23 protein-coding genes are annotated in these 20,896 nt (G+C 43.3%); 6 read left to right on the top strand and 17 right to left on the bottom strand.

Translation table 11 applies throughout. From position 1 onward, the window contains the following. Positions 1–43: 43 nt before the first annotated feature. From ACFQ4A_RS04670 to ACFQ4A_RS04660, 3 genes are all read right to left on the bottom strand, one after another. Positions 44–295, bottom strand: coding sequence for a hypothetical protein (locus ACFQ4A_RS04670; RefSeq protein ID WP_382398072.1), 252 nt, complete (start codon positions 293–295; stop codon positions 44–46). Next, complete coding sequence (locus ACFQ4A_RS04665; protein ID WP_449280304.1) at positions 270–1,670, bottom strand: IS91 family transposase; 1,401 nt, start codon at positions 1,668–1,670, stop codon at positions 270–272. Before ACFQ4A_RS04665 ends, ACFQ4A_RS04670 begins: the two co-directional genes overlap by 26 nt. Before the next feature lie 85 nt (positions 1,671–1,755). Next, positions 1,756–2,337: an NADPH-dependent FMN reductase gene (locus ACFQ4A_RS04660; protein ID WP_382398068.1), complete on the bottom strand. Its 582-nt coding sequence runs from the start codon at positions 2,335–2,337 to the stop codon at positions 1,756–1,758. 232 nt (positions 2,338–2,569) lie between these two features. Here ACFQ4A_RS04660 and ACFQ4A_RS04655 point away from each other — a divergent pair, with 232 nt between their 5' ends. Further along, the gene (locus tag ACFQ4A_RS04655; RefSeq protein WP_382398066.1) at positions 2,570–2,935 is read left to right on the top strand and encodes a carboxymuconolactone decarboxylase family protein; all 366 of its coding nucleotides are present in this window, start codon (positions 2,570–2,572) and stop codon (positions 2,933–2,935) included. Positions 2,936–3,016: 81 nt separating this feature from the next. Here the strand turns inward: ACFQ4A_RS04655 and ACFQ4A_RS04650 are convergent, their stop codons facing one another. The 4 genes from ACFQ4A_RS04650 to ACFQ4A_RS04635 form a co-directional block, all read right to left on the bottom strand. Continuing rightward, complete coding sequence (locus ACFQ4A_RS04650) at positions 3,017–3,580, bottom strand: NADPH-dependent FMN reductase (protein WP_382398064.1); 564 nt, start codon at positions 3,578–3,580, stop codon at positions 3,017–3,019. A gap of 340 nt (positions 3,581–3,920) precedes the next feature. After that, positions 3,921–4,958 (bottom strand): TolB family protein, encoded by a 1,038-nt coding sequence (locus ACFQ4A_RS04645; RefSeq protein ID WP_382398062.1) that lies wholly within the window; start codon positions 4,956–4,958, stop codon positions 3,921–3,923. 3 nt (positions 4,959–4,961) lie between these two features. Then, positions 4,962–5,837, bottom strand: a complete 876-nt coding sequence (locus tag ACFQ4A_RS04640) for a permease prefix domain 1-containing protein (RefSeq protein ID WP_382398060.1) — start codon at positions 5,835–5,837, stop codon at positions 4,962–4,964. Next, positions 5,834–6,157: a PadR family transcriptional regulator gene (locus tag ACFQ4A_RS04635; RefSeq protein ID WP_382398058.1), complete on the bottom strand. Its 324-nt coding sequence runs from the start codon at positions 6,155–6,157 to the stop codon at positions 5,834–5,836. Before ACFQ4A_RS04635 ends, ACFQ4A_RS04640 begins: the two co-directional genes overlap by 4 nt. A gap of 104 nt (positions 6,158–6,261) precedes the next feature. Here ACFQ4A_RS04635 and ACFQ4A_RS04630 point away from each other — a divergent pair, with 104 nt between their 5' ends. Together ACFQ4A_RS04630 and ACFQ4A_RS04625 are read left to right on the top strand one after the other, a co-directional pair. Beyond that, the gene (locus ACFQ4A_RS04630) at positions 6,262–6,471 is read left to right on the top strand and encodes a hypothetical protein (RefSeq protein WP_382398056.1); all 210 of its coding nucleotides are present in this window, start codon (positions 6,262–6,264) and stop codon (positions 6,469–6,471) included. A 121-nt stretch (positions 6,472–6,592) separates the two neighbouring features. After that, entirely contained in the window at positions 6,593–6,949 is a 357-nt protein-coding gene (locus ACFQ4A_RS04625; RefSeq protein ID WP_382398054.1) for a DnaJ family domain-containing protein, read from the top strand. 266 nt (positions 6,950–7,215) lie between these two features. On the opposite strand, the gene ACFQ4A_RS04620 is transcribed toward ACFQ4A_RS04625, so the two are convergent. Next, positions 7,216–9,186, bottom strand: a complete 1,971-nt coding sequence (locus tag ACFQ4A_RS04620; RefSeq protein WP_382398075.1) for an LTA synthase family protein — start codon at positions 9,184–9,186, stop codon at positions 7,216–7,218. A gap of 1,378 nt (positions 9,187–10,564) precedes the next feature. Further along, positions 10,565–12,367: a glutamine--fructose-6-phosphate transaminase (isomerizing) gene (gene glmS / locus ACFQ4A_RS04615; RefSeq protein WP_382398052.1), complete on the bottom strand. Its 1,803-nt coding sequence runs from the start codon at positions 12,365–12,367 to the stop codon at positions 10,565–10,567. 611 nt (positions 12,368–12,978) lie between these two features. Here glmS and ACFQ4A_RS04610 point away from each other — a divergent pair. Then, complete coding sequence (locus tag ACFQ4A_RS04610; protein ID WP_382398050.1) at positions 12,979–13,239, top strand: AbrB/MazE/SpoVT family DNA-binding domain-containing protein; 261 nt, start codon at positions 12,979–12,981, stop codon at positions 13,237–13,239. After that, positions 13,239–13,634 carry a type II toxin-antitoxin system death-on-curing family toxin gene (locus ACFQ4A_RS04605; protein WP_382398048.1) on the top strand — a complete coding sequence of 132 codons (396 nt, stop codon included), beginning with the start codon at positions 13,239–13,241 and terminating at the stop codon, positions 13,632–13,634. The genes ACFQ4A_RS04610 and ACFQ4A_RS04605 overlap by 1 nt, the downstream gene beginning before the upstream one ends. 69 nt (positions 13,635–13,703) lie before the next feature. Here the strand turns inward: ACFQ4A_RS04605 and ACFQ4A_RS04600 are convergent, their stop codons facing one another. The 3 genes from ACFQ4A_RS04600 to ACFQ4A_RS04590 all read right to left on the bottom strand — a co-directional run bounded on the left by ACFQ4A_RS04600 (position 13,704) and on the right by ACFQ4A_RS04590 (position 14,378). Beyond that, positions 13,704–13,889, bottom strand: coding sequence for a hypothetical protein (locus ACFQ4A_RS04600; RefSeq protein WP_382398046.1), 186 nt, complete (start codon positions 13,887–13,889; stop codon positions 13,704–13,706). 69 nt (positions 13,890–13,958) lie between these two features. Next, complete coding sequence (locus ACFQ4A_RS04595) at positions 13,959–14,123, bottom strand: hypothetical protein (RefSeq protein ID WP_382398044.1); 165 nt, start codon at positions 14,121–14,123, stop codon at positions 13,959–13,961. Between the two features lie 18 nt (positions 14,124–14,141). Beyond that, positions 14,142–14,378 carry a ribbon-helix-helix domain-containing protein gene (locus ACFQ4A_RS04590; RefSeq protein WP_382398039.1) on the bottom strand — a complete coding sequence of 79 codons (237 nt, stop codon included), beginning with the start codon at positions 14,376–14,378 and terminating at the stop codon, positions 14,142–14,144. 150 nt (positions 14,379–14,528) lie between these two features. On the opposite strand from ACFQ4A_RS04590, the gene ACFQ4A_RS04585 reads away from it, so the two are divergent. Then, on the top strand, positions 14,529–15,089 hold the full coding sequence (locus ACFQ4A_RS04585) for a tetratricopeptide repeat protein (RefSeq protein WP_382398037.1): 561 nt from the start codon (positions 14,529–14,531) through the stop codon (positions 15,087–15,089). Positions 15,090–15,290: 201 nt separating this feature from the next. Here ACFQ4A_RS04585 and ACFQ4A_RS04580 read toward each other — a convergent pair whose 3' ends face one another. From ACFQ4A_RS04580 to glmM, 5 genes are all read right to left on the bottom strand, one after another. Next, the gene (locus ACFQ4A_RS04580; protein WP_382398035.1) at positions 15,291–15,968 is read right to left on the bottom strand and encodes an ABC transporter ATP-binding protein; all 678 of its coding nucleotides are present in this window, start codon (positions 15,966–15,968) and stop codon (positions 15,291–15,293) included. Between the two features lie 2 nt (positions 15,969–15,970). After that, a complete protein-coding gene (locus ACFQ4A_RS04575; RefSeq protein WP_382398033.1) occupies positions 15,971–17,020 on the bottom strand; it encodes an ABC transporter permease in 1,050 nt (349 codons plus the stop codon). Positions 17,021–17,094: 74 nt separating this feature from the next. After that, a complete protein-coding gene (locus ACFQ4A_RS04570; protein WP_382398031.1) occupies positions 17,095–18,474 on the bottom strand; it encodes a sensor histidine kinase in 1,380 nt (459 codons plus the stop codon). Next, entirely contained in the window at positions 18,474–19,169 is a 696-nt protein-coding gene (locus ACFQ4A_RS04565; protein WP_382398029.1) for a response regulator transcription factor, read from the bottom strand. Before ACFQ4A_RS04565 ends, ACFQ4A_RS04570 begins: the two co-directional genes overlap by 1 nt. A gap of 303 nt (positions 19,170–19,472) precedes the next feature. Further along, the gene (gene glmM, locus ACFQ4A_RS04560; RefSeq protein ID WP_382398027.1) at positions 19,473–20,819 is read right to left on the bottom strand and encodes a phosphoglucosamine mutase; all 1,347 of its coding nucleotides are present in this window, start codon (positions 20,817–20,819) and stop codon (positions 19,473–19,475) included. Positions 20,820–20,896 lie beyond the last annotated feature (77 nt).

Here is a 20,896-nt window from a genome sequence, read left to right as displayed (position 1 = left end):
GAACAAAATCGCTGACGCGACTAAATCACGTCCCAAGTGAGGATTAATCACTTGGGATGTTTCTCGCTCTAATCATAGTACCATTGCAGTGAGGGCAATGAAGTTCCACTTCTTCCCCTCTCTTTTTATCCAGACTAAATTCACCGATGATATACTCCGGTACTTCATCGGTTCCATTACAGTCTAAACATTTGAAAAGAATGATTTCTACTTCTTCATCCAATCCAAAAGGGTCCTCTTCCAACCACTTATCTATTTCTGCCCAGGATTTATCCTGTTTTCTTTGGTTTGCCAATTCCGTATCTCCTCCTTCTAGCCATTTCGATTTCTTCCATGTAATGATAGATCCATCCATAGTCAGCATGCCATATACCTACGAGTTCCATCTCTCTATGGCAACAGGGACATGCCAATGGATCTTTTTCAAATGCTTCTATCATCCGTTGGCGGTACGTTTTCTTTTTTCGCTTCTTCTCTAGAAGAAAAGATATTTGTTTGGTTCTCATAAATGAATATAAACTTAAAATCTGTTGGGCTTTACGATGCGATCTTCTACTGTACAATCCAAAACGTCCCACCATACGAAAGTGTTTAGGGGGTATGTGCTGTAAGATTTCAAAGATGAATCGATATACAGGAATCCTTTTATCAATTCGTTTTCCGGTTCTATGGTCTTCATACCAGTAGTGAACTTTTTCTCCGTCATAATCTTCAATGCGGTATTCCGCAATCGCAGGACGAGCTAAATACCTGCCAATGTATTTGGCAACCCCTTTGGCATTCGTTATTTTCTTCTCTGCATTCACATAAAAACCTTTTGGATATCTTTTATACAAATCATTGATGAGTTCAGTAACGGTCTGATTTGAAGGGAACCACTTTTTCAGTAAATCCAACACAACCTTCTGCCATGATTTTCTTAGGTAATCATATGGAATATACCCATTGTTGACCCATTCATTTTGATTATCCAGCGCACCTTCAGTCACTAATGCATGGATATGGGGGTTGAACTTTAGATCCCTGCCAAATGTGTGAATAACTGTAATAATACCTGAACGGAACCCTCTCTTTTTGCTTTTTTGATAGTTATGAAATTGGAAAACTTCAGCAACTTGTTTACTTAGCTCATTGAGTTTTTTTCGGTCATAGTAGAAAACTTTTCTTAACTCTTCTGGAATGGTAAATACCATGTGACGATGCGTAACATCAAAAATCATATCCTGCTGCTTGTCCGACCAATCATCTGTGTACTTCTTTCCACAACGGTGACAAAGCCTACTTTTACACGTGAAATAAACAAATTTCGGGGAAGAATCTCCTTCACACCCTAAACATTCATAACGAGCGAAACCTAAATCACTAGTCCCGCAACGCACCGTTTTCTCCACCGTTTCCTTTATATGACTGCGATAGGCTTTAGGAAAACGATCAGAATGAAATTCCCAAAAACCAGCAAAANATTCATAACGAGCGAAACCTAAATCACTAGTCCCGCAACGCACCGTTTTCTCCACCGTTTCCTTTATATGACTGCGATAGGCTTTAGGAAAACGATCAGAATGAAATTCCCAAAAACCAGCAAAATGATCTTTTAGAATTTGTTTAATAACGCCTGAACCTTTTCTCAACTTTGACCTCTCCCATATTTGTTGATGCCATTTTACCATAATAGTTATCCACAAGGACCAAATTTTATAGTTTCCTAAGCAATAAAAAAACGGGAGATGTATACACAATACATCCCCCGCTTGATTAATTTGTGACGGCTTCAACATCTTCCCGCACGTGTTTCAGTGCCCCACTCCAGGCAATCACCTGATCGAGCATTTTATTTGTGTTATCTGCATGATAATCGGCAGGCTTAAACACGCTGAAGTTTTCAAAGTCAGTCATCAGTGAAAATGTAACAGCCGTCTGGACATCTGCAACTTGAAGTTCTCCAAAGATCAGGCGCAGGTTTTCGTGAGCTCGTGTACCACCAAGACTGCCGTAGCCCACAAGCCCGGCTGCTTTATTGGCAACTTCCGGCTTCAAATGATCCAGTGCATTCTTAAGTGCGCCGCCTACCGCATGATTATATTCCGGCGCCACGATTATATAGCCGTCAAATGACGCCATTTTTTCTGACCAGGCTTTAATGGTTGCTTCCGCTTCCTGCTGCTGTACCTTAGGTAAAGATGCACCCAGCAGCGGCAGAGGATATTCTGCCAGATCAACGACTTCGTATGTAACGTCATCATCGCGTTTGACTGCAAAATCATGAATCCAATTGGTAACAGCTTCAGCATTGCGTCCTTCGCGTACACTTCCTGAAATAATACCTATCTTTAACACGTTTATCTTCCTCCTGTCATCCCTGGTTGTTTTGAATTCAATTTAACTGAATTCATTACTTTAAAGCAAGGTTATATTATCATCAAACAATAGCCATAATCAATCTATTTGCTTATAAAACATAATTGGCTTATTAAAAGTAATAATTTACTCTACTTATCCTAAACATAAACTGTACTGGCTGGCACATACTAACCTTGATTGAAAAAATTGCAAAGGAGCTGAATAATGCATGGAAAGTGAAGCCAGAAATTCAACAGAAGCCGCCCTTCTTCATTATAAACATGGATTGGGTTCTTTTACCGACAAAATGCCAGAACTGGCTGAACATTATAATGCCTTTACACAGGAATGTTTTAAAGAAGGTGCGTTATCCAAGAAAGACAAACAGTTGATTGCATTAGGAATAAGCCTCTATTCACAAGACGAATATTGTATCATTTATCATACAAAGGGATGTCTGGATCAAGGTTGTTCAGAGGAAGAAATTTTTGAGTCGGTTGGTGTAAGTGCAGCTTTCGGAGGCGGAGCAAGCATGAGCCAAGCTGTTACACTTGTCCAGGAGAGTATTGACGAACTTAACGAGCTAAAACAGTAGATAAAAAAGGATGACTCAGAGTAATTGAATCCACTGTTACTTTGAGTCATCATTCTGCGTCTCATTGGTACAGGATATTTTTTAAAACGGAAATGCCGAGTCTTTCGCCTTTTGGATCTCGCTGAACACGTTAACCCCGTGCACCAGATCATCCGCAAGCTGGTTCAGCCTGAATATGGCATCATCATCGACGATTTCTTTCTGGTAATAATGTTTTTCTTCCACAAATACATATTTCGGCAAAATGACTGCTTTCATATAGGACAAGACAGGCTTTAGCTGATGTTCCGGCACTAAGTAATGTTTGGAAGACCCTGCCGTTGCCGCAATGCCAACAACCTTATCTCTGAATGCCTCGTTGGGCAGCAGATCAAACAGGTTTTTCAATGCGCCCGGAATAGATGCCTGAAAAATCGGCGTCCCGATAATATAAGCATCCGCTGACATAATTTTTTCCAGGATGGCTTTCGTATCACCGGTGTAATCCCTGTAATCCCGGCCGTCACTGAAAACAAGCTCATAATCACTCAAGTCAATTAATTCCGTTTCAATTTCCTGATTGTCATTTAGTTTATTTAAAATCTGTTCGACGGCAACCCGTGTTTTTGAGCCGACAACAGACCCGGCGATGCCAATGATTTTCACTATTATTGCCCCCTCAAAACTACCACCTATAAGCGATTTAAATGATCACATGTTTCAATTCCTATAAGTGCGTGTTCAAAAAGGAGGATAAAAAGGACCGAGAAGTTCGAGGCGGTGCCGTTTCGAGCAGCAGAGTGTATGCCTTTAGATACATGAGCAGCGGAGAAACAAGCCAACGAAGAAATTCGACGTGTCATTTTTACCGGACTTTTTGAACAACCTCTATAATGATATTTTACACAAAAAGCCTGAATAATACAGCTAATTGAACTGGAGGCATTCATTTACGGGATTGAATTCTAGGAAATTCGATATCCCGGATGATGGATCGGTCACTTTTTTACGATGTTTCACTTTCTTCTGGCATCTCGATAACCACCCGGTTCCGTCCTTCCCCATCTGTACTGATTTGCCAATAGCTATAATCAGGGTCAGACCCGGAAAAATTTTTATCAACGGTAACCATCAACATTTCCTGGTTATGAAAAAAGACGGGACTTGTGACGTGTTCATGAAAGGACGTCAGCTGTTCGGCCTGCTTTGAGTCCAAATCCATTCGGAAGCCCTCGTAAATGAATGTGCCATTTTCATCTTTTGTCGCAACATCGGAAAACACGATATACGCTCCATCCGGTGAGAATGTCGGTGACGAAATCACGGGTGCATTCGAAGCGAAATCACCGACAGGCACAATGGTTTCCTCACGGCCATCATCAAGCCCGCGCAACACGAGCTGATCTTGATCATCGTATGTTCTGTACAAGAGCCGATTGCCGTCCTGTGCCACATCGAGTGATGACATGCTATACGCGTTTTTGGACGTTATCTGTTCGGTCTCTTTCGTCTCTAGATCCATACGGAAAACATCAACCTCATGCGGCCGCTCGGAAGCAATTGGCGAATAATTTTGATACACATCAGCTTTCAAAAAGTACAGTGACTCACCATCAGGGGAAAATACCGCCTCTGTGACATAGTCGCGTGTATTCATTAGGGTCTCCACCGACTGATCGGAGCGGCCAACCATACGCAACTGACTGTAGCGCCGTTCTTCGTCATCTCCTTCTTCCTCCCATTGCTCGACAAAAGCAATTTTCTCGCCATCCGGAGAGAAAGTTGGGTGGAGGTATGACTTGCCTTCATCCGGTTTTGCCAAACTTTCAGCCTTACCCCCACTGACAGGGACCGTATACAATGCCGCATCATCGTCATGATAATACGAAAAGACGAGTTCACGGTCATCCGGGGAAATGTCAATTGATTGGCCAAAGCCGGAAAAACCATTCGGCGCATCAGCAAATGTTCCTACTCCCCACAAGGTTATAAATAGTAGAACCATCCCCGTGATAAAGCTGACATTTTTCATTTTTAATGACATATCCTAAAACCTCCCCATGAACAAAAGAAGCATGATATAGGGTAATAAAAACGACATCACAGAAAAACCGAGACCTGTCACGAGTGATACAACGGGTTTCTTCGCAATAAACGTCATTTGAAATTTATACGTGATCAGCCAAATAATAATAGGCGCCAGCGTTAAAAGAAACTCTATTCGAGCCTCAGAAAAGGCAAGTAATCCCCATAAGAAGAATAGACTCACACCAGCAACAGCCACACCAAACAGCAAATTCACCACATAACTGAACAGGACCAGTCCGCGCTTTTGCTGTTTGCCTTCAGTCTGGTCGCTCGAATAATAGGAATTCCGAATGACTGCGATAGCCCCAAAAGCAATTAGAATGACCAAATAAATTCCGAAAAAGATCGCCTGCCATGCTGACATGCCCCACGCTAATGTAAAGCTTATCCCATTCCAGATAACATTAACAAGCAACACTAAATTGAGCACATAAAAATAACGCCCAACAAATGAAATATTGATCGCAGCTAGTGTTACCGCGCTACCTGATAAAAGTTGAACAGCTAGCCAGACGGGGGTCGGTTCGTTAAGAAAAAATGTTAAATTCAAATAAAAGATAACGCCAAATAAAATCGTCCCGATACCAATCACATATAATAGTCCACGCTGAAACGGATACATCGATTCCTGCAGCTGATGGCCTATCATACTCGGGGCGCCAAATTCAGCCATCGCCCGCTCTTCAGCCCGTTTTTCCGTCAAGCCCTCTCCGATGTACTGACGCTTGGCTTCTTCCAAATGACCGAGAAGTTCCGACCGTATTTCTTCGCGTTCACCATCAGGACTTTGCATTTGTTCCAAAATCTTTTCGACTTGTTTTTCAATTTTTGTCATGACAAATCCCCTGATGTTTTGGTAATGAGATGATGGACACTGTTCCATTCATCCAGTTTTCGTGCCAATTCAGCTTGGCCGTCATCAGTGATCCGATAATACTTGCGCCGTCCATAATCTGTTTCGTGCCAATACGAGTGGAGCCATCCCTTTTTCTCCATCCGTTTAAGCGCTGGATAAAGCGTCCCTTCCCCCATGTTATATAGCTGCTCACTTTTATCTTTCAGCACTTTGACCATTTCATAGCCATACATATCGTTTCCATTAAGCAAATTGAGCAATAAAATGTCAATACTGCCTTTCATGATTTCACGGTCCATTTAGATATCACCTCTTTTTGTTATTGTAATACGATGTACATCGTATTACAAGGGTAAGAATAATAACCGAGTGGTGTCAAATGCTATAGCATGAGGTGATCCACATGACCAAACAAGGCAAAAAGACATTTAAAAAGCGAACACAGGCAAATATGAATGGTGAATTAAGCGTGACGGATGGGCTTGATGCCAATCATCCATTTAAAGAAGAAGATAACTATGCCGGCGATTCGGTTGATGAGCATAAAGAATTGGAAGCTGCCAATCAAGTGATGGCTGAAAAGGAAATCGAACAGATCAATCATAATTCGTAAAAGGCATGAAGGCTGTATTTCTTACTGAAATGCGGCTTTTTAAAAGTTTTCCACGGAGCATCAAGTAAAAATGACCATTTTTTTGTTATAATGAGAGAAGGACCCTAAAGGGGGTGTTCTTATGTACCTGATCGTCGAGGATAAAATCAAAGAAGCGATCGAGAACGGTGATTTTGACAATCTGCCTGGAAAAGGGAAAAAACTGAACGTACGGGATGAACTACCAGGGCTGTCACCGGAACTGAATCAGGCATACAAGCTTTTAAAGAATGCCGGCTTTGTTCCAGAAGAAGACACTGACCAACAAAACGGCAAAGATGTGGCGTCCAATGATTTAATGACATATGCAACCGGTGAGGAATACAAAGATGAGGCCAAGAAGAGCAAACAATTCGATGATCTTGTCAAAAATCGTAAGCTGCATCGTAATCCGAGATTTCCATTTTACCGCAAAAAAATATTTAAAAAGTTGTCTTAAAGAGAATCGGGAAATGGCCGTTATGAGTACAAGTCACCAATTCTTCCTTTATCTTCTGTCAACCTTCCAACGCTTCTGGCCATTGAGCAGCAATCAGGAAACGAGTGTCTCACCATAGAATCGTCGCTATGGACATACCAGGCGATATACACAGGCATCGGGGACGTTAGCGTGACATTCACAAAATAACAGCCGTTGACTGGACTGCTCCCTATGTCACCAATATAAAAACCCCGCCTCCTCATTAGGAAAGCGGGGTTTTATTGTTACGACAAATTATCCTCATTATTTGCATCGTCGTCGTCATTGTTCTCTTCGTCATCATCATCGGAGGACTTTCCGTACTGATAGTCATGAGGATCAACGGGCTCCCAGTCGTCACTAGGTTCATAGAATCGCAGCAGATCACCATTCAGCACTTCATCATTCAGACTCAGTTCATAGTGGACCTGGTCCCGCAATTCTTTCATGTCGTCAGTTGGTTCTTCGATGACTTCTCCCGACTCGTTATCATAAAAGACATCCTGCACATAGCTGTAGTCCTTTGTCATGAAGCTGCCATTCCGGAATGGCACAAAATCCTTATGCTCATCGGAAAAAATGTCCGTGCCGAATTGGATATAATCTTTGGCATCAATCCCCAATAGATGCAGCATTGTCGGCATAACATCTGCCTGACTGGAAAATTCATGATTGATACCCTGGCCTTCAACACCCGGAACACGGATCATATACGGTACCCGCTGTAAATTGGCATTTTTCAATGGTGTGATTTCCTCATCAAGGATTTCACTCATGGCCCGGTTGTGATTTTCCGAGATACCATAGTGGTCACCGTAAATCATAATGACCGAATCCTCATACAATCCTTTTTCCTTCAGGTCTCCGAAAAACTGCTTAAGTGACTCATCCAGGTAACGGGCGGTCTGGAAATAACGGTCTACCGTTCCATCACCGGTTTCGGCGCCCTCAATTGATTCCTCACCTTCATCCAAAATAAACGGATAGTGGTGCGTCAACGTCATCATGTGGGCGTAAAACGGCTCATCCTGATCTTCCAAATCCTCAAGCATCGGCATGGATTGCTCAAAGAATGGCTTATCCTTCAAGCCGTAGTTGATGACTTTTTCGTCACTCATATCATAGTAGCTGGAATCATAAAACTTATCGACGCCAAAGCGTTTGTAAATCTGGTTCCGATTCCAGAATGACTTGTCATCCCCGTGCAACACCGCACTTGTGTAGTCCTGCTCCTGATCCAGAATGGCCGGCAACGCCTGATACGTGTTCGTGCCCTTTGTGACAAATGCAGCGCCCTGCGGTAATCCGTACAGGGAATTATCCAGCAGGAGTTCCGCGTCAGCTGTCTTGCCTTGTTCCGTCTGATGGAAGAAATTATCAAAATACGTGAAATCCTGGCTCTGATCATGAACGAGTGAATTCAGGAAAGGTGTCACTTCTTCCCCGTTCAATTCAAAATCAATCAGAAATGACTGAAACGACTCTAGGTGAATCTTGATAATGTTCTTACCTTCTGCTTTCCCAAAATACTCGGCATTCGGCTCAGCATACTTCATGTCGGTGTAGTTTTCCACTTCTGTTATATCCTCACTTGAGGCCATCGAGCGTTTAGCACTAGCCTTAACGGATTGAACCGTATTGAACACAGCAAAGTTAGGCGCACCGAGATATTTCACAATATAATTATTGTCAAAGACCCGCTCCAGCAGTTGCGGACGATCTATCTCCGCCAAACCTAAATTGACCGCAAACACAATGACACCGGAAGCCAGCACCGCAAAAGGCTTTTTGAAGCTCAGGCGTGCCGGGGACCAATGTACTTTCCGTTTGGTAAACAATATAGCCAGGACGATGAGATCCAAAGCATAAAGGATATCATGCCATGCAGCCAGTCCCAGAAAGCTTTTGCCGATACTGCCGGCATTGTCCGTCTGCATCAATGTCTGGATTGTGATAAAATCATCATAGAAACGATAAAAAACAACATTGGCATACATAAACAGGGTTAACAATGTGTCAATAATCAGCAACCAGATGCCGAATCGCTTGCCTTTAAAAAATAGCGCGAAGCCTAGAAATATCAGCCCCGAACTCAACGGGTTGATAAACAGCAAAAAGTGCTGCAGTAAATTACTGACGCCTAAATTAAATTCTGTTATATATATGATATACGTCTTCATCCAAAACAGGATTAAAGCCAGCGCGAAGAATCCCATTTTGGCGGATTTCAATTTTTTAAGCTTTTCCACTTTTAGTCACCCCAATTTTTAAATTGCTTAACGTCTTCATAGCGGCTTTTTTGCTATGCCATTCCGCCTGTCATTAAGCAATGATAGCCATTTTAAGGATGGTCCCATTTTAAATCAAACACTATTGTACACCCGTTTTGTGAATTTGTTAAGACCTAATTTTATGGTAAATAACACTAAATCTCCATTCCCCGCTATGTCGGAATCCAAACCCTATTGTATACGATAACCGTTTGAACTGGAACGGGTTAAAGAAATAGGACTAACGATCCAAATAAGGCCGATGGATCAATATGCCGTTGTCGTCACAAATATGACACCTGGATGAACTGTCAAGGAGGTGACAGTAAGGCCTGTCTGGAACAGACCTATCATCTTACGTCCATAACCTAGAAAAGGCTGATATTATGATAGGTCCACAACATCAGCCTGACTATATTTTTTATGATGAACATGTTTGATTTGGCATTTAATGCTTGTAGCTTTAAAATGAAGTTTGATCTTTTCTTATTTCACTAAAGACTCTTTAGCTCAATAACAACGTCTAAAGCTTAATCTTCACAACTCCTATTCTATTCTCTTTTCTCCCCGATTTTATGATAAAGGGACATGATGACCTAAATAGCAGTTGGAAGTGCGATCGCTCCAATCATCAGAGATGTTAAGATGTTAACTGTAGTGCCTGTACCACCGACAAGTAACAAAATAATAACAGCAATTAATAAGAGAAGGAATGGTATCGTTTTCACTAGATTGACTAATCCTCTTCTTCTTCCTTCTACCTTCCATGTATGTTGCGATTACAGTCCAAGCTGTTGGGATGGCAATTACACTGAGAATAACAGCTGCTACAATAAGTAACGAGTTTAAGGTACCAGAGCTTATCATTGCTGCAACCCTCACGAGTGCTGTTAGTAAAACAAACGGAATTGCTAATTTTTTCATGAACCGACTTGAATTCCAATACTTTTCAACTGTTGTGTCACGGTCCGTATAAATCGGTTTTGCACCAGGATGTGCCCGAAATAAATGAATATCCGCTTCTGAGGCAACATGTGACCATCCAGAAGATGAAAAAAGTCACAATACCCTCATCTTCATCCTCTTTTAATGAATATATCATAATTTGATACATCGACATGTGCTATTTTTCCTTAAAATCCAAAAAAGAAGAACCCTTACAATGGGCTCTTCGCTAAATCTAAATATACTGGATGTTTTTGTTCATTATCTTTCTACAAATGCACTTTAGTTTAAAACACAAGTGTAGCAAATTTCTGTACATCTTTTTGCAAACGTCGCGACTTTATTTTAAATCAACAACTATATTTAAATGCCAAATCCGTTATTCCACCGTCACACTCTTTGCCAAATTCCGCGGTTTATCAACATCACAGTCACGATTTAATGCTGCATAGTAGGCAAGTAATTGCATCGGCACAACACTGACAAGCGGCGTCAAGAGTTCATGCACATGTGGAACGACAAAAGCATCTGTATCCTGCTCCAGTCCTTTCATGCTGAAGATCAGGTCATTCGCGCCGCGTGCAACAACTTCCTGTACGTTACTACGAATGGAATAGTTGACGTTTTCCTGTGTTGCCAGTGCAATGACTGGTGTGCCTTCTTCAATCAACGCAATCGTGCCATGTTTCAGTTCACCGCCGGCAAAGCCTTCTGCCTGAATGTAGGAGATTTCTTTCAACTTTAATGCCCCCTCCAGGCAAACAAAATAGTCACTGCCGCGACCGATGAAGAAGGCATTGCGGGTTGTGCCTAGATTGTTGCGGACAAGTTCTTCAATAGTTTCCTTCTGATCAGTCAGGGCTTCCATGGCATTTGCAACAATGGCCAACTCCTGCAACGGATCAAAGGCCAATTCCAGATCTTTTGCCCGTGCTGTATCGACCGCCAGAATGGCCAAGACAGCAATCTGTGCCGTATAGGCTTTCGTCGACGCAACGGCAATTTCTGGGCCTGCATACAGATTTAGTGTGAAATCTGCTTCACGAGAAAGGGTGGATCCCGGTACATTCGTAATCGTCAAGGCCGGGTATCCCATTTCTTTGATTTTAACTAAAACGGAACGGCTGTCGGCTGTTTCACCGCTTTGGGAAATGAACACAAATAGCGGTTTCTCCGACAATAGCGGCATGTTATAGGAAAATTCACTGGCCACATGGACTTCCACCGGTATGCCGGCCATCTTTTCCAGGAACTGTTTACCGACAAGGCCGGCATGGTAGCTGGTGCCAGCCGCAATAATATAGATGCGGTCACACGCTGTCATTGCGTTGCGGATAGCGTCATCCAATTTCAGGTTGTTATCCGTATCCTGGTATTCCTGGATGATCCGGCGCATCACAAAAGGCTGTTCATCGATTTCTTTCAGCATAAAATGCGGATAAGTCCCTTTTTCCATATCACTGACATCGATTTGTGCTGTAAATGGTTGCCGATTGACAACAGTACCATCCAATTTCTGAACCTCAACAAAATGACGGTTGACCAGAACAACTTCCCGATCGTAAATCTCCAGGTACTGATCCGTCTCTTTCAATGTTGCCATGGCATCGCTGGCGATAACGTTAAAGCCGTCACCCAGGCCAACGAGTAATGGGCTTTTATTTTTGGCTACATAAATCGTGTCATGTTCTTCTTTATCGATTAAAGCGATCGCATACGACCCTTGCAAGAGGCTTACCGTCTGACGGAACGCCTCGGCTGTGTCCTGATAGTTTTCGATGTTTTTCGCCATAAGCTGAACAATAACTTCCGTATCCGTTTCGCTACCAAAATCGACACCATCCAGGTAATCCCTTTTCAAATCCTGATAATTTTCGATGACCCCATTATGAACAAGCGCAAAACGACCGGATGCACTTTGGTGCGGATGTGCATTATCAGCACTCGGTTCCCCATGTGTTGCCCAGCGTGTATGACCAATACCCATTGTCGACACAGCAGTCTCATCAACACGCTGGCGCAATGCGGCGATCCGTCCTTTCACTTTAAACAATGCAATATCTTCATCACGCAGCAGCGCAATCCCTGCCGAATCATAACCACGGTACTCCAGTTTTTCCAGTCCGTTCAATAAAATATCTTTTGTATCATGATAGCCAATATAGCCTACTATTCCACACATCGCTGTTTCCTCCTTGATCAAGGGGCAACAAGCGACCTATAGGAAAAACTCAGGCATCCGCCTCGTCTTTCCGGATGCCAGATGTCAGAGGTCAGATTTGTGGAAATCGGCGAATTAGCCGATTTCATGCTGACTTCCGGCCTCTGACCACTGACCTCTGCTAGGGGCATCTTGTTGCCCCTTTCTCGTGATTGTTATGTGCATCTTCACTTAATCTTCTGTGCAGCAAGTCGCCTCACTGTTTTCGGAAAAAGTATTACGACCGAGATGTGCAGCCGGGAGGTACCCGCCGATCAATTTCGATAACCCCCACCTCGTCAACTATTTTCATAACCGTCCGGAAAATAGTCCAGGCGCTTTTCGTACTTCTTTTCGCTGCTCTCCTTTCTGTCTTTGAATCAACCCATCCTTTTTAAAACAGGGCTTTCTACATTTTACCGGGACAAGACTTCTTGGTCAATCACTTTGTGAGAAGGGTGGTATTGTTATGTATATGCTAATACTTAATTTTTGTTCCTTTTATCAGTAACCTGTGTTATAATGTAAATGCATATTTACGAGTGAATGCATATATTTTAGCAAAATGCATATACTTTAAAGGAGGAAAACTTATGGAGATGGTAAAAGATATGGAACGAAAAGTAATAAAAACGGGTAACAGCCTTGGCGCAAACATGACGGATGCTTTAAAAAAGATAGGTGCTGAAAAAGGTGATACATTATCAATTGAGGTTATTGATCATGAAATCCGCATTACAAAAAAACAACCAAAAATTGAGCTGCCCCAAGGCGTCAGTGAAGACTTTTTTAAGGTATTGGAAAGTACGGCCGATTATTATGACAAAACGCTAAAAGGGTTAAAAGACAGATAATGGCTGGCATACGATACCTTACTGCAAAAGAAGTCATAAGCATTAATATTTATCTGATCAACCGATACAGTAAAGATGAAACAGCTGGGGTTAAAGATGCCAGCCTGTTGGATTCGGCCATAAACAGACCTAAGCAATCCGCATTCTGCGAGGATGCCTATCCTTCAATTTTCGAAAAAGCAGCAGCCCTGTTTCAATCCCTGGCACTTAATCATGCCTTTCACAGTGCGAACAAGCGAACAGCATTTACCTCTATGGTACAGTTTCTAAAGTACAATGGACTTAGATTTCTAATGGACCCCAAAGAGGCTGAGGATTTTGTTGTCGATACTGTGTTGCATAAGTATGATTTTGATGCCATCGTTCATATGATTCGGGAACACACAACAGATTAACGTTTTGTAGTATAATTAAGATAAAAATGTAAGTAAACATTTCAGATATCCCGCATGATATGACATTCGTCAGGGAACCACCTCAAAACCCATTACGTAAAAATGATGATCAAACCCAAATACTTTGCTAATGCGTTCCTTTTTCATAATTGCTATACTAACTGCATCAACATAGGATAAACACTGATCTGAAAAGTCTCTCAGCAACTGTTCTGATATTTCAAGTGTATCTCTTTCACCAACAATGATATCCAACATACCGCTTGCTTTGGATTGATTAATGACATCAAGAAAATTGTCTGCAGCATTGAATCCCTCGCGATATCACAGCCATGTATAAGTTTCCGCGATGACGTAACTGGAAGAAAGACGTTTAATGGATAAATCCAGACTTTCCAAATAAGAGCGTGCCATGTTTTGGAACTGATCAGTCTTCACGATAAGAGCAATCCATGCCCCAGTGTCGATAAATAATTTACTTCTCTTCATGTGTATCTCCTTTTTCAGCTAAATAAATATCCTGATCATGCTTCGTGGATCCATTTTTTCACCTTTCTTTACCATTCCAACCAGTTCCAACAACGGATCTTTTTGCTTCATTTGGTTATTTGCCAGATAGTGATCAACAGCTTCTCTAATAATTTCCGCTTCCGTCATGCTATTTCGTGCGGATATTTGTTTCACTTGCCTATTCTGCTCAGGATTAAGATAAATTTGTTTTCTGACCTTTTTTTCATCTTCCATGGCGAATCACCCCATATACATTACATGCGAAAATAGTGATGTATATAAATTGAACTGATGGTATATATTTTTTCCAATTCCTTTATTTTCAAGGGCTTGAAAGGTTATAATGATTTTAATCAACACTTTAAAAAAATAAGGAGTACTCTTATGAACATTTCAGATATCCCCCATGATATGACGTTTAAATTTGGCCCGAATCTCCGGGAAATACCTTTAAATAAAATGGACATGCTTTACGGTATGATGTATCTGCAAAAGCAGCTGAATGATACAGCACTGGACAAACATGAAAAAGGCAAATTGCATGGACTGCTCGGAACCTATTTGCGCATTGTCGGTGAGCTGGAAGAAAGCAAGCAGCATCTTAACATGGCCATTGACAGTTTCCGTGAACTGGATAGAAAGCAGAGCGTGTTTGTCAATCAGCTGCGTCTGGCCAATACATATCAATGGCATAACGACTTTGACACATCAAATCAGATGTTCTATGAACTGGTGGAAGCAGCCGAAAATGATCCCGACTACACGCAATACAAGGATTTTGCTTATCAGCATCAAGGCAAAAACCTGTTTGATCAGGAAAAGTACCGTGAAGCACTGGATTACTTTCAAAAAGCGCTGGAACTCAGAAAAGACCATCGCAACAGTGAGCTGATTCATTCTACCGAAACTGCGATCGAGGCATGCGAGAAAAAACTGGCTAAATAGTGCATCCTACTTCTATAATCGAAACGAAAAGCGGAAAAGGGGCATCCTGAAAAAATTTATTTGGGGACACCCCTTTTTTTATTCTCAGTTCGATTATAGTAGTAAGATGGAGGTTAGCGTAGCTGTATATGGCCTGTTATTTGAATTATTGAATTATAAACGCCATTTATAACGCGTGCAGAGAGGGGGGCAATTATTTTTTTAACGAATCGTTTCCGTTTCCACCAACTGGCCGTCTTTTATCATTAACACACGGTCACACACATCAAGCACGCGCTCATCATGAGTCACCATGATACCAGCCTTGCCACGCTCATGAATTTCTGCAGCAATCAGCTCAACCACTTCCCGGCCTCGCTGGGAATCGAGACTAGCTGTCGGCTCATCTGCCAAAATCAGGTCGGGTTCATTGACTAAGGCGCGCGCAATGGCCACCCGCTGGCGTTCACCGCCGGACAGTTCATTCGGAAAATTACCTGTGCGATGTTCCAGTCCAAAGTGCTGCAGCAAATCCGCTTCATAGCCCTTGCGCTTCTTGTTTTTCGCCATCACATTTATGACATGCAATTGATCGGTTACGTTCAAATAAGGAATAAGGTTGGCTGTTTGAAACACGAATCCTATTTTCTCCAGACGCAGCCTTGTTTTCTGTTTGTCTGGGAGATCAGCAACATGTTGGCCGTCTATTTCAATGGATCCACCGGTCGGCGACAACAGGGCACCCGCTGTTGACAAAAATGTGCTTTTTCCTGAGCCTGATGGACCGATGACTGCAACGAACTCACCACTGTTCACCTCAAGTGACACATCGTTAAGTGCTTTAAACTCATTTGGACCGTCTTTAAATATTTTTGATACACGTTTCATCGTCAACGTCATGATTAGTCGCCTCCTTCGATTGCTTCGACTGGATCGACTTTGACAACCTGGTACAGTGATACCAGCGATCCAATCACTGACACCGCCAGCAATAATGCGGATGCCTGAATCATATTTCCGGTACTCATGACAAATGGCATGTCCTCGGGCAGCACCAGATTGATGCCATACGTCACACCAATAGCGATGGCAATACAAACAATTGAAATAAGAATCACCTGAACAAGGAGACTGCTGATGATATAGGCTGTTTGCGATCCTAATGCTCTCAGGACACCCAACTGCGACGTCTTTTGCATGGTGATAACGTAGAAAAACACAGCTAGGACAAAAGCGGCAATTACAAACAGGAATACAATCATCATGTTAAGCGATGCCTGCTCCTGCGAATAACTGGGGATTCCCTGCAGAACGTCACTTTTCGACAAGACATCAAAATGGCCTGCAAAATTGTCATCGATCTCGCCGTCTGTCTGAATCGCAACAGCGTTGATTTTGTCCCCCGCCATATCCATATAAATAACGGGAGCATGACTGAATCGCTGGTTTTCGACAAAACCTGATACCGTATATGCCGCATCATGACCACTGAATGTAATTGTGTCTCCAACCTCAATGCCATCTTTTTTTAAGGAGTCATCGGCCATGACCTCGTCAGGATTAGCAGGTCTTTCGCCTTGTATCACGTCCGGTACTAACGTTCCCTGTAAGTCCGTACCAAATAAAGCGACGTCACTGTTTTGATCCGTTCCTTCGACTGAGGCGGATGACATTCGTATCACCAATGGAGACGTGTCCTTCACCCCTTTTGTTTGGGCTGCTTCTTCCACAGTCGACTCAGGCAAAAATGATTTGGTCAGCTCTTGTTCCACCCCTGACTCTATCATTAGATTATCAGCATTAAGATGTTGAATAGCCGATGCGTTATCAGCGGACAATCCTTTAGCGAGCCCGGAAATGATAAATATCAGCACGGCTATTAAAATCATGATTAGACCAATTAAACTATAACGGAGCTTGGCATGAAGCAATTCTCTTATCGCCAAAAACATAGAAATCGTTCACTCCCTTCATCCATTCAATGCTTAGTTTAACGGTTGAATATGAACTGGGAATGAACGATTGGTTACACGTTCGGGAGCATCACATGAAATTTGGACCCTTCACCAGGTGTGCTTTCCACTGTAATGCTGCCGTCATGCAGTTCAATTATCTTTTTAACGATTGATAATCCGAGGCCTGTGCTCTTGTCGGTTCTGGTCCGTGCTTTATCCGTCTTATAAAAACGTTCGAACAAATGGGGGATATCGACTTCTCTGATTCCGATCCCGTTATCTTGCACCGTGACGATGACCCTGTTTTTATCAGTTTTACCATGAATTTTCACTGTGCCACTGGATGTTGAATACCTGATAGCATTCGTCAATAAATTCGTCCAGACCTGATGCAGCAGCTTGGGATGGCCATAGACTTTTTCAGGCACTGTCTCCAGTTCGACAGCGATTTCCTTGTCACGCCAAAGCCATTCAGAAGCTGCAACGACATCTCTCAGCTGCTGCTGCAGATTGATGTCTGTCATCTCATTCGCTTGCATATCATCGTCAAGGGACGAAAGTGTCAGAAGCTGGCGGCTGAGCTGTGACAGTCGTCTGCTTTCATTTTCAATAATCGACAAATATCGTCGGCGCTCATCTTCTGTCATCTCTTCTTCTCGCAATGCCTGGGAAAAACCCTGGATTGACGACAGTGGTGACTGGATCTCATGTGATACATTCGAGACAAATTCCTGCCTCTTCTCTTCCGTCTGGGCCAGGTTATCACTCATCTGCTGGAAGTCACGGGCGAGCCTGCCAATTTCATCACGGCGGCCGACATTCAGTTTAATATGATAATTTCCGGCAGAAATCTTCCTGGTTGCCGCAGTCAATTTGTCGATCGGCTTAACAATAAAGCGTGTGCTGGTGAGTACCAGCAAAAAGCTGAAAACGATCAGAAGTCCCAGCATAACAGCCAAAAATAGACGCATTTCGCCAAATTGCTGCACCGTATTCTGCCGGACAAACAACGCATATTGCTTACCATTGGCATTAACCGGGACACCAATCGTATTCTGCAGTTTATTGTCAAAAAAACCGGTTACAAAGGGCTTCCATGGGTATTCTGCAATCCCGTGATAAGTATCGCCATCCAGAACATGATCGACTGTTGCAGGCTCTATGTCTGTTGAGTCGAATGGTTCGCCAAACAACTGCGCATTGCCTGAATTGTCAGCCAAATAGAACGTGTAACCTAACGCTGCCATGTCCTGCAGATAGTCGCTGATAGTCTGCGAATTATTGTTTTCATAGATGGTCACAATATTATGGGCAACGCTGGTGACTTTTTCATCATTTTTTGGCTTCAAATAATACTGGTAATAAACGTTGGTTCCCAAAAAGGCTATGATCGCGCTTAAAATCATAATCAGCATGGTAATGACAATAATCCGCATATAAAGTGTTCGCATTAGTCAGTCCCTCCATGCCGCTGTTTCGAGGCCTCCAGTTTATAGCCTTTACCTCGGACGGTCTGTATCCGGAAATCATCGCTGCTTTCGGAAAATCGCTCACGAAGCCGCTTAATGTGGACATCAACCGTACGGTCATAACCGACAAAATTATTGCCCCAAACAAGTTCAATCAGTTCGTCACGGGTGAAAATCCTATCAGGAAAACTTGCCAGCTGAGCCAGCAGTTCAAACTCCTTTAGTGGAAGGATAACCGTTTTACCATTCGTGCTGACTTCGTAACTTTTTCGGTTAATAACCGTATCGCCAAGCTGAATGATGTCCTTACTTGCCATGCTGAATCGTCGCAGCAGCGCTCTAATCCGGTACAAAACCTCTTTCGGTTCGAAGGGTTTGACAATATAATCATCCGTTCCGGCACTGAAGCCTTTCGCTTTATCCGTGATGTCGCCTTTTGCTGTGACCATCATGACCGGAATGTCATAATCACGCCGGACTTCTGTGCAAAGCTGATAACCGTCCACATGCGGCATCATGATATCGACAATCGCCAGTTCTATGGGATGAGACGCCAGCAGTTCCAAAGCCTCTTGGCCATCAGCAGCCTCGAGTGTCTTGTACCCGTCTTTCTGCAAATAAAATCTTAGCAGTTCACGAATTGGCGGGTCGTCGTCAACAATTAAAATGGTAACCATAGTGAACACGCTTCTTTCTATAAAAAACTGCCCCCATTACGGAGGACAGTTCAGCCTGTGTTTTTTCCCGCATGTAACGGACAGTAAAACCCCTGAGAGAACGGGGTTTAACTGCCCGTAAATGTCCGATTCTGCTCGGGCCTGCAGGATGCAGGTCACAAAGGCGTTGCAACACGACAAGGAAAACGTCGACAGCGATACATCGCACGAAGAAAAAGTGCTTTTCTTTTTCGAGGACGTTGCGAACTTAGCCTTTGTTCCCTAATATCAGCGGGAAAAGCGCCCGCTGAATGAAGTTTCACTTTATCCCTGCATCCCGAGGAGGTCGTCAATAACTTGAGCCACCTGATCGGCATATCTTTCGCAATCCGCTTTCGTTGGTGCTTCCACCATGACCCGGACGAGCGGTTCAGTACCGGACGGACGTACGAGCACACGGCCTTCTCCGGCCATTTCCTGCTCGACGCAGTCGATGCCTTCCAAAATTTCCGTATTCGTCATGGCTTTATGCTTATCGACGACTTTCACGTTTTTCAGTACTTGTGGATAAATGTCCATTTCGCCGGCAAGCTCGGATAATGGCCTTCCGGTTTCCTTCACGACATTCACCAGCTGAAGTGCTGTCAGCATGCCATCACCGGTTGTATTATGATCAAGGAAAATGATGTGGCCGGATTGCTCACCGCCCAGGTTATAGCCACCTTTGCGCATTTCCTCTATAACGTAACGGTCACCAACGGATGTCTTATCACTGCGCATGCCATTCTCTTCCAACGCCTTATAAAAGCCGAGATTGCTCATGACAGTGGAAACAACTGTACTTTGCCGTAAAACACCCTTTTGGTTCATATATTTACCGCAAATATACATGATCTGGTCGCCGTCAACGATATTCCCTTTCTCATCAACGGCAATCAGACGATCCCCGTCACCGTCAAAAGCAAGGCCCAGATCAGCCTCTTTTTCCGTTACAAACGCCTGCAGTGCTTCCGGCTGTGTCGAGCCAACGCCGTCATTGATATTCAGGCCGTCAGGGGAGGAACCAATGGAAACAATATCCGCCTCCAGGTCCGCAAACAGATGTGTCGCCAGACTTGATGTTGAGCCGTGTGCGCAGTCCAGGGCAATTTTAAGGTCCTCAAAGTCATTATCAATGGAGTCTTTCAGGAAGGAGAGATATTTTTGTCCGCCCTCAAAATAGTCATTGACAACGCCAATATCGGCACCGACTGGACGTGGCAGCTCATCATCAACTTCCATCAGTCGTTCGATGTTATTCTCCTCATCATCCGACAGTTTAAAGCCATCCGGTCCGAAAAACTTAATGCCGTTATCCTCGACAGGGTTATGGGACGCTGAGATCATGACAGCTGCCTCTGCCTTCGTCGCCCTTGTCAAATAGGCAACGCCCGGCGTCGAGATAACCCCCAGCCGCATCACTTCGGCACCAATTGAAAGCAGTCCGGCTATGAGCGCTCCCTCCAGCATATACCCTGAAACGCGTGTGTCTCGTCCAATCAGGATTTTGGGCTTGTCAGTGCCTTTTGTTAAAGCATAACCGCCAAACCGGCCTAATTTGTATGCTAACTCTGCTGTCAGTTCTGTGTTGGCAATCCCTCTGACACCATCTGTTCCAAAATATTTTCCCATTTTGATACCTCTCCTTTATATCCGTTTAACAACTAATGGAGGTTGTGCAAAATACGCGTTTTTCATCCGTTATGATA

Source organism: Lentibacillus salinarum (genome assembly GCF_042679865.1).
Taxonomy (GTDB): Bacteria; Bacillota; Bacilli; order Bacillales; family Amphibacillaceae; genus Lentibacillus; species Lentibacillus salinarum.
This window is presented reverse-complemented; position numbering and strand designations above follow the sequence as displayed.

Excerpts from the sequence above, each read along its gene's own strand:
- ACFQ4A_RS04655 (WP_382398066.1), top strand. The coding sequence starts at position 2,570 with ATGGAAAGTGAAGCCAGAAATTCAACAGAAGCCGCCCTTCTTCATTAT.
- ACFQ4A_RS04645 (WP_382398062.1), bottom strand. The coding sequence starts at position 4,958 with ATGTCATTAAAAATGAAAAATGTCAGCTTTATCACGGGGATGGTTCTA.
- ACFQ4A_RS04640 (WP_382398060.1), bottom strand. The coding sequence starts at position 5,837 with ATGACAAAAATTGAAAAACAAGTCGAAAAGATTTTGGAACAAATGCAA.
- ACFQ4A_RS04635 (WP_382398058.1), bottom strand. The coding sequence starts at position 6,157 with ATGGACCGTGAAATCATGAAAGGCAGTATTGACATTTTATTGCTCAAT.
- ACFQ4A_RS04630 (WP_382398056.1), top strand. The coding sequence starts at position 6,262 with ATGACCAAACAAGGCAAAAAGACATTTAAAAAGCGAACACAGGCAAAT.
- ACFQ4A_RS04625 (WP_382398054.1), top strand. The coding sequence starts at position 6,593 with ATGTACCTGATCGTCGAGGATAAAATCAAAGAAGCGATCGAGAACGGT.
- ACFQ4A_RS04620 (WP_382398075.1), bottom strand. The coding sequence starts at position 9,186 with ATGGGATTCTTCGCGCTGGCTTTAATCCTGTTTTGGATGAAGACGTAT.
- glmS (WP_382398052.1), bottom strand. The coding sequence starts at position 12,367 with ATGTGTGGAATAGTAGGCTATATTGGCTATCATGATACAAAAGATATT.
- ACFQ4A_RS04610 (WP_382398050.1), top strand. The coding sequence starts at position 12,979 with ATGGAGATGGTAAAAGATATGGAACGAAAAGTAATAAAAACGGGTAAC.
- ACFQ4A_RS04605 (WP_382398048.1), top strand. The coding sequence starts at position 13,239 with ATGGCTGGCATACGATACCTTACTGCAAAAGAAGTCATAAGCATTAAT.
- ACFQ4A_RS04595 (WP_382398044.1), bottom strand. The coding sequence starts at position 14,123 with ATGAAGAGAAGTAAATTATTTATCGACACTGGGGCATGGATTGCTCTT.
- ACFQ4A_RS04590 (WP_382398039.1), bottom strand. The coding sequence starts at position 14,378 with ATGGAAGATGAAAAAAAGGTCAGAAAACAAATTTATCTTAATCCTGAG.
- ACFQ4A_RS04585 (WP_382398037.1), top strand. The coding sequence starts at position 14,529 with ATGAACATTTCAGATATCCCCCATGATATGACGTTTAAATTTGGCCCG.
- ACFQ4A_RS04580 (WP_382398035.1), bottom strand. The coding sequence starts at position 15,968 with ATGACGTTGACGATGAAACGTGTATCAAAAATATTTAAAGACGGTCCA.
- ACFQ4A_RS04575 (WP_382398033.1), bottom strand. The coding sequence starts at position 17,020 with ATGTTTTTGGCGATAAGAGAATTGCTTCATGCCAAGCTCCGTTATAGT.
- ACFQ4A_RS04570 (WP_382398031.1), bottom strand. The coding sequence starts at position 18,474 with ATGCGAACACTTTATATGCGGATTATTGTCATTACCATGCTGATTATG.
- ACFQ4A_RS04565 (WP_382398029.1), bottom strand. The coding sequence starts at position 19,169 with ATGGTTACCATTTTAATTGTTGACGACGACCCGCCAATTCGTGAACTG.
- glmM (WP_382398027.1), bottom strand. The coding sequence starts at position 20,819 with ATGGGAAAATATTTTGGAACAGATGGTGTCAGAGGGATTGCCAACACA.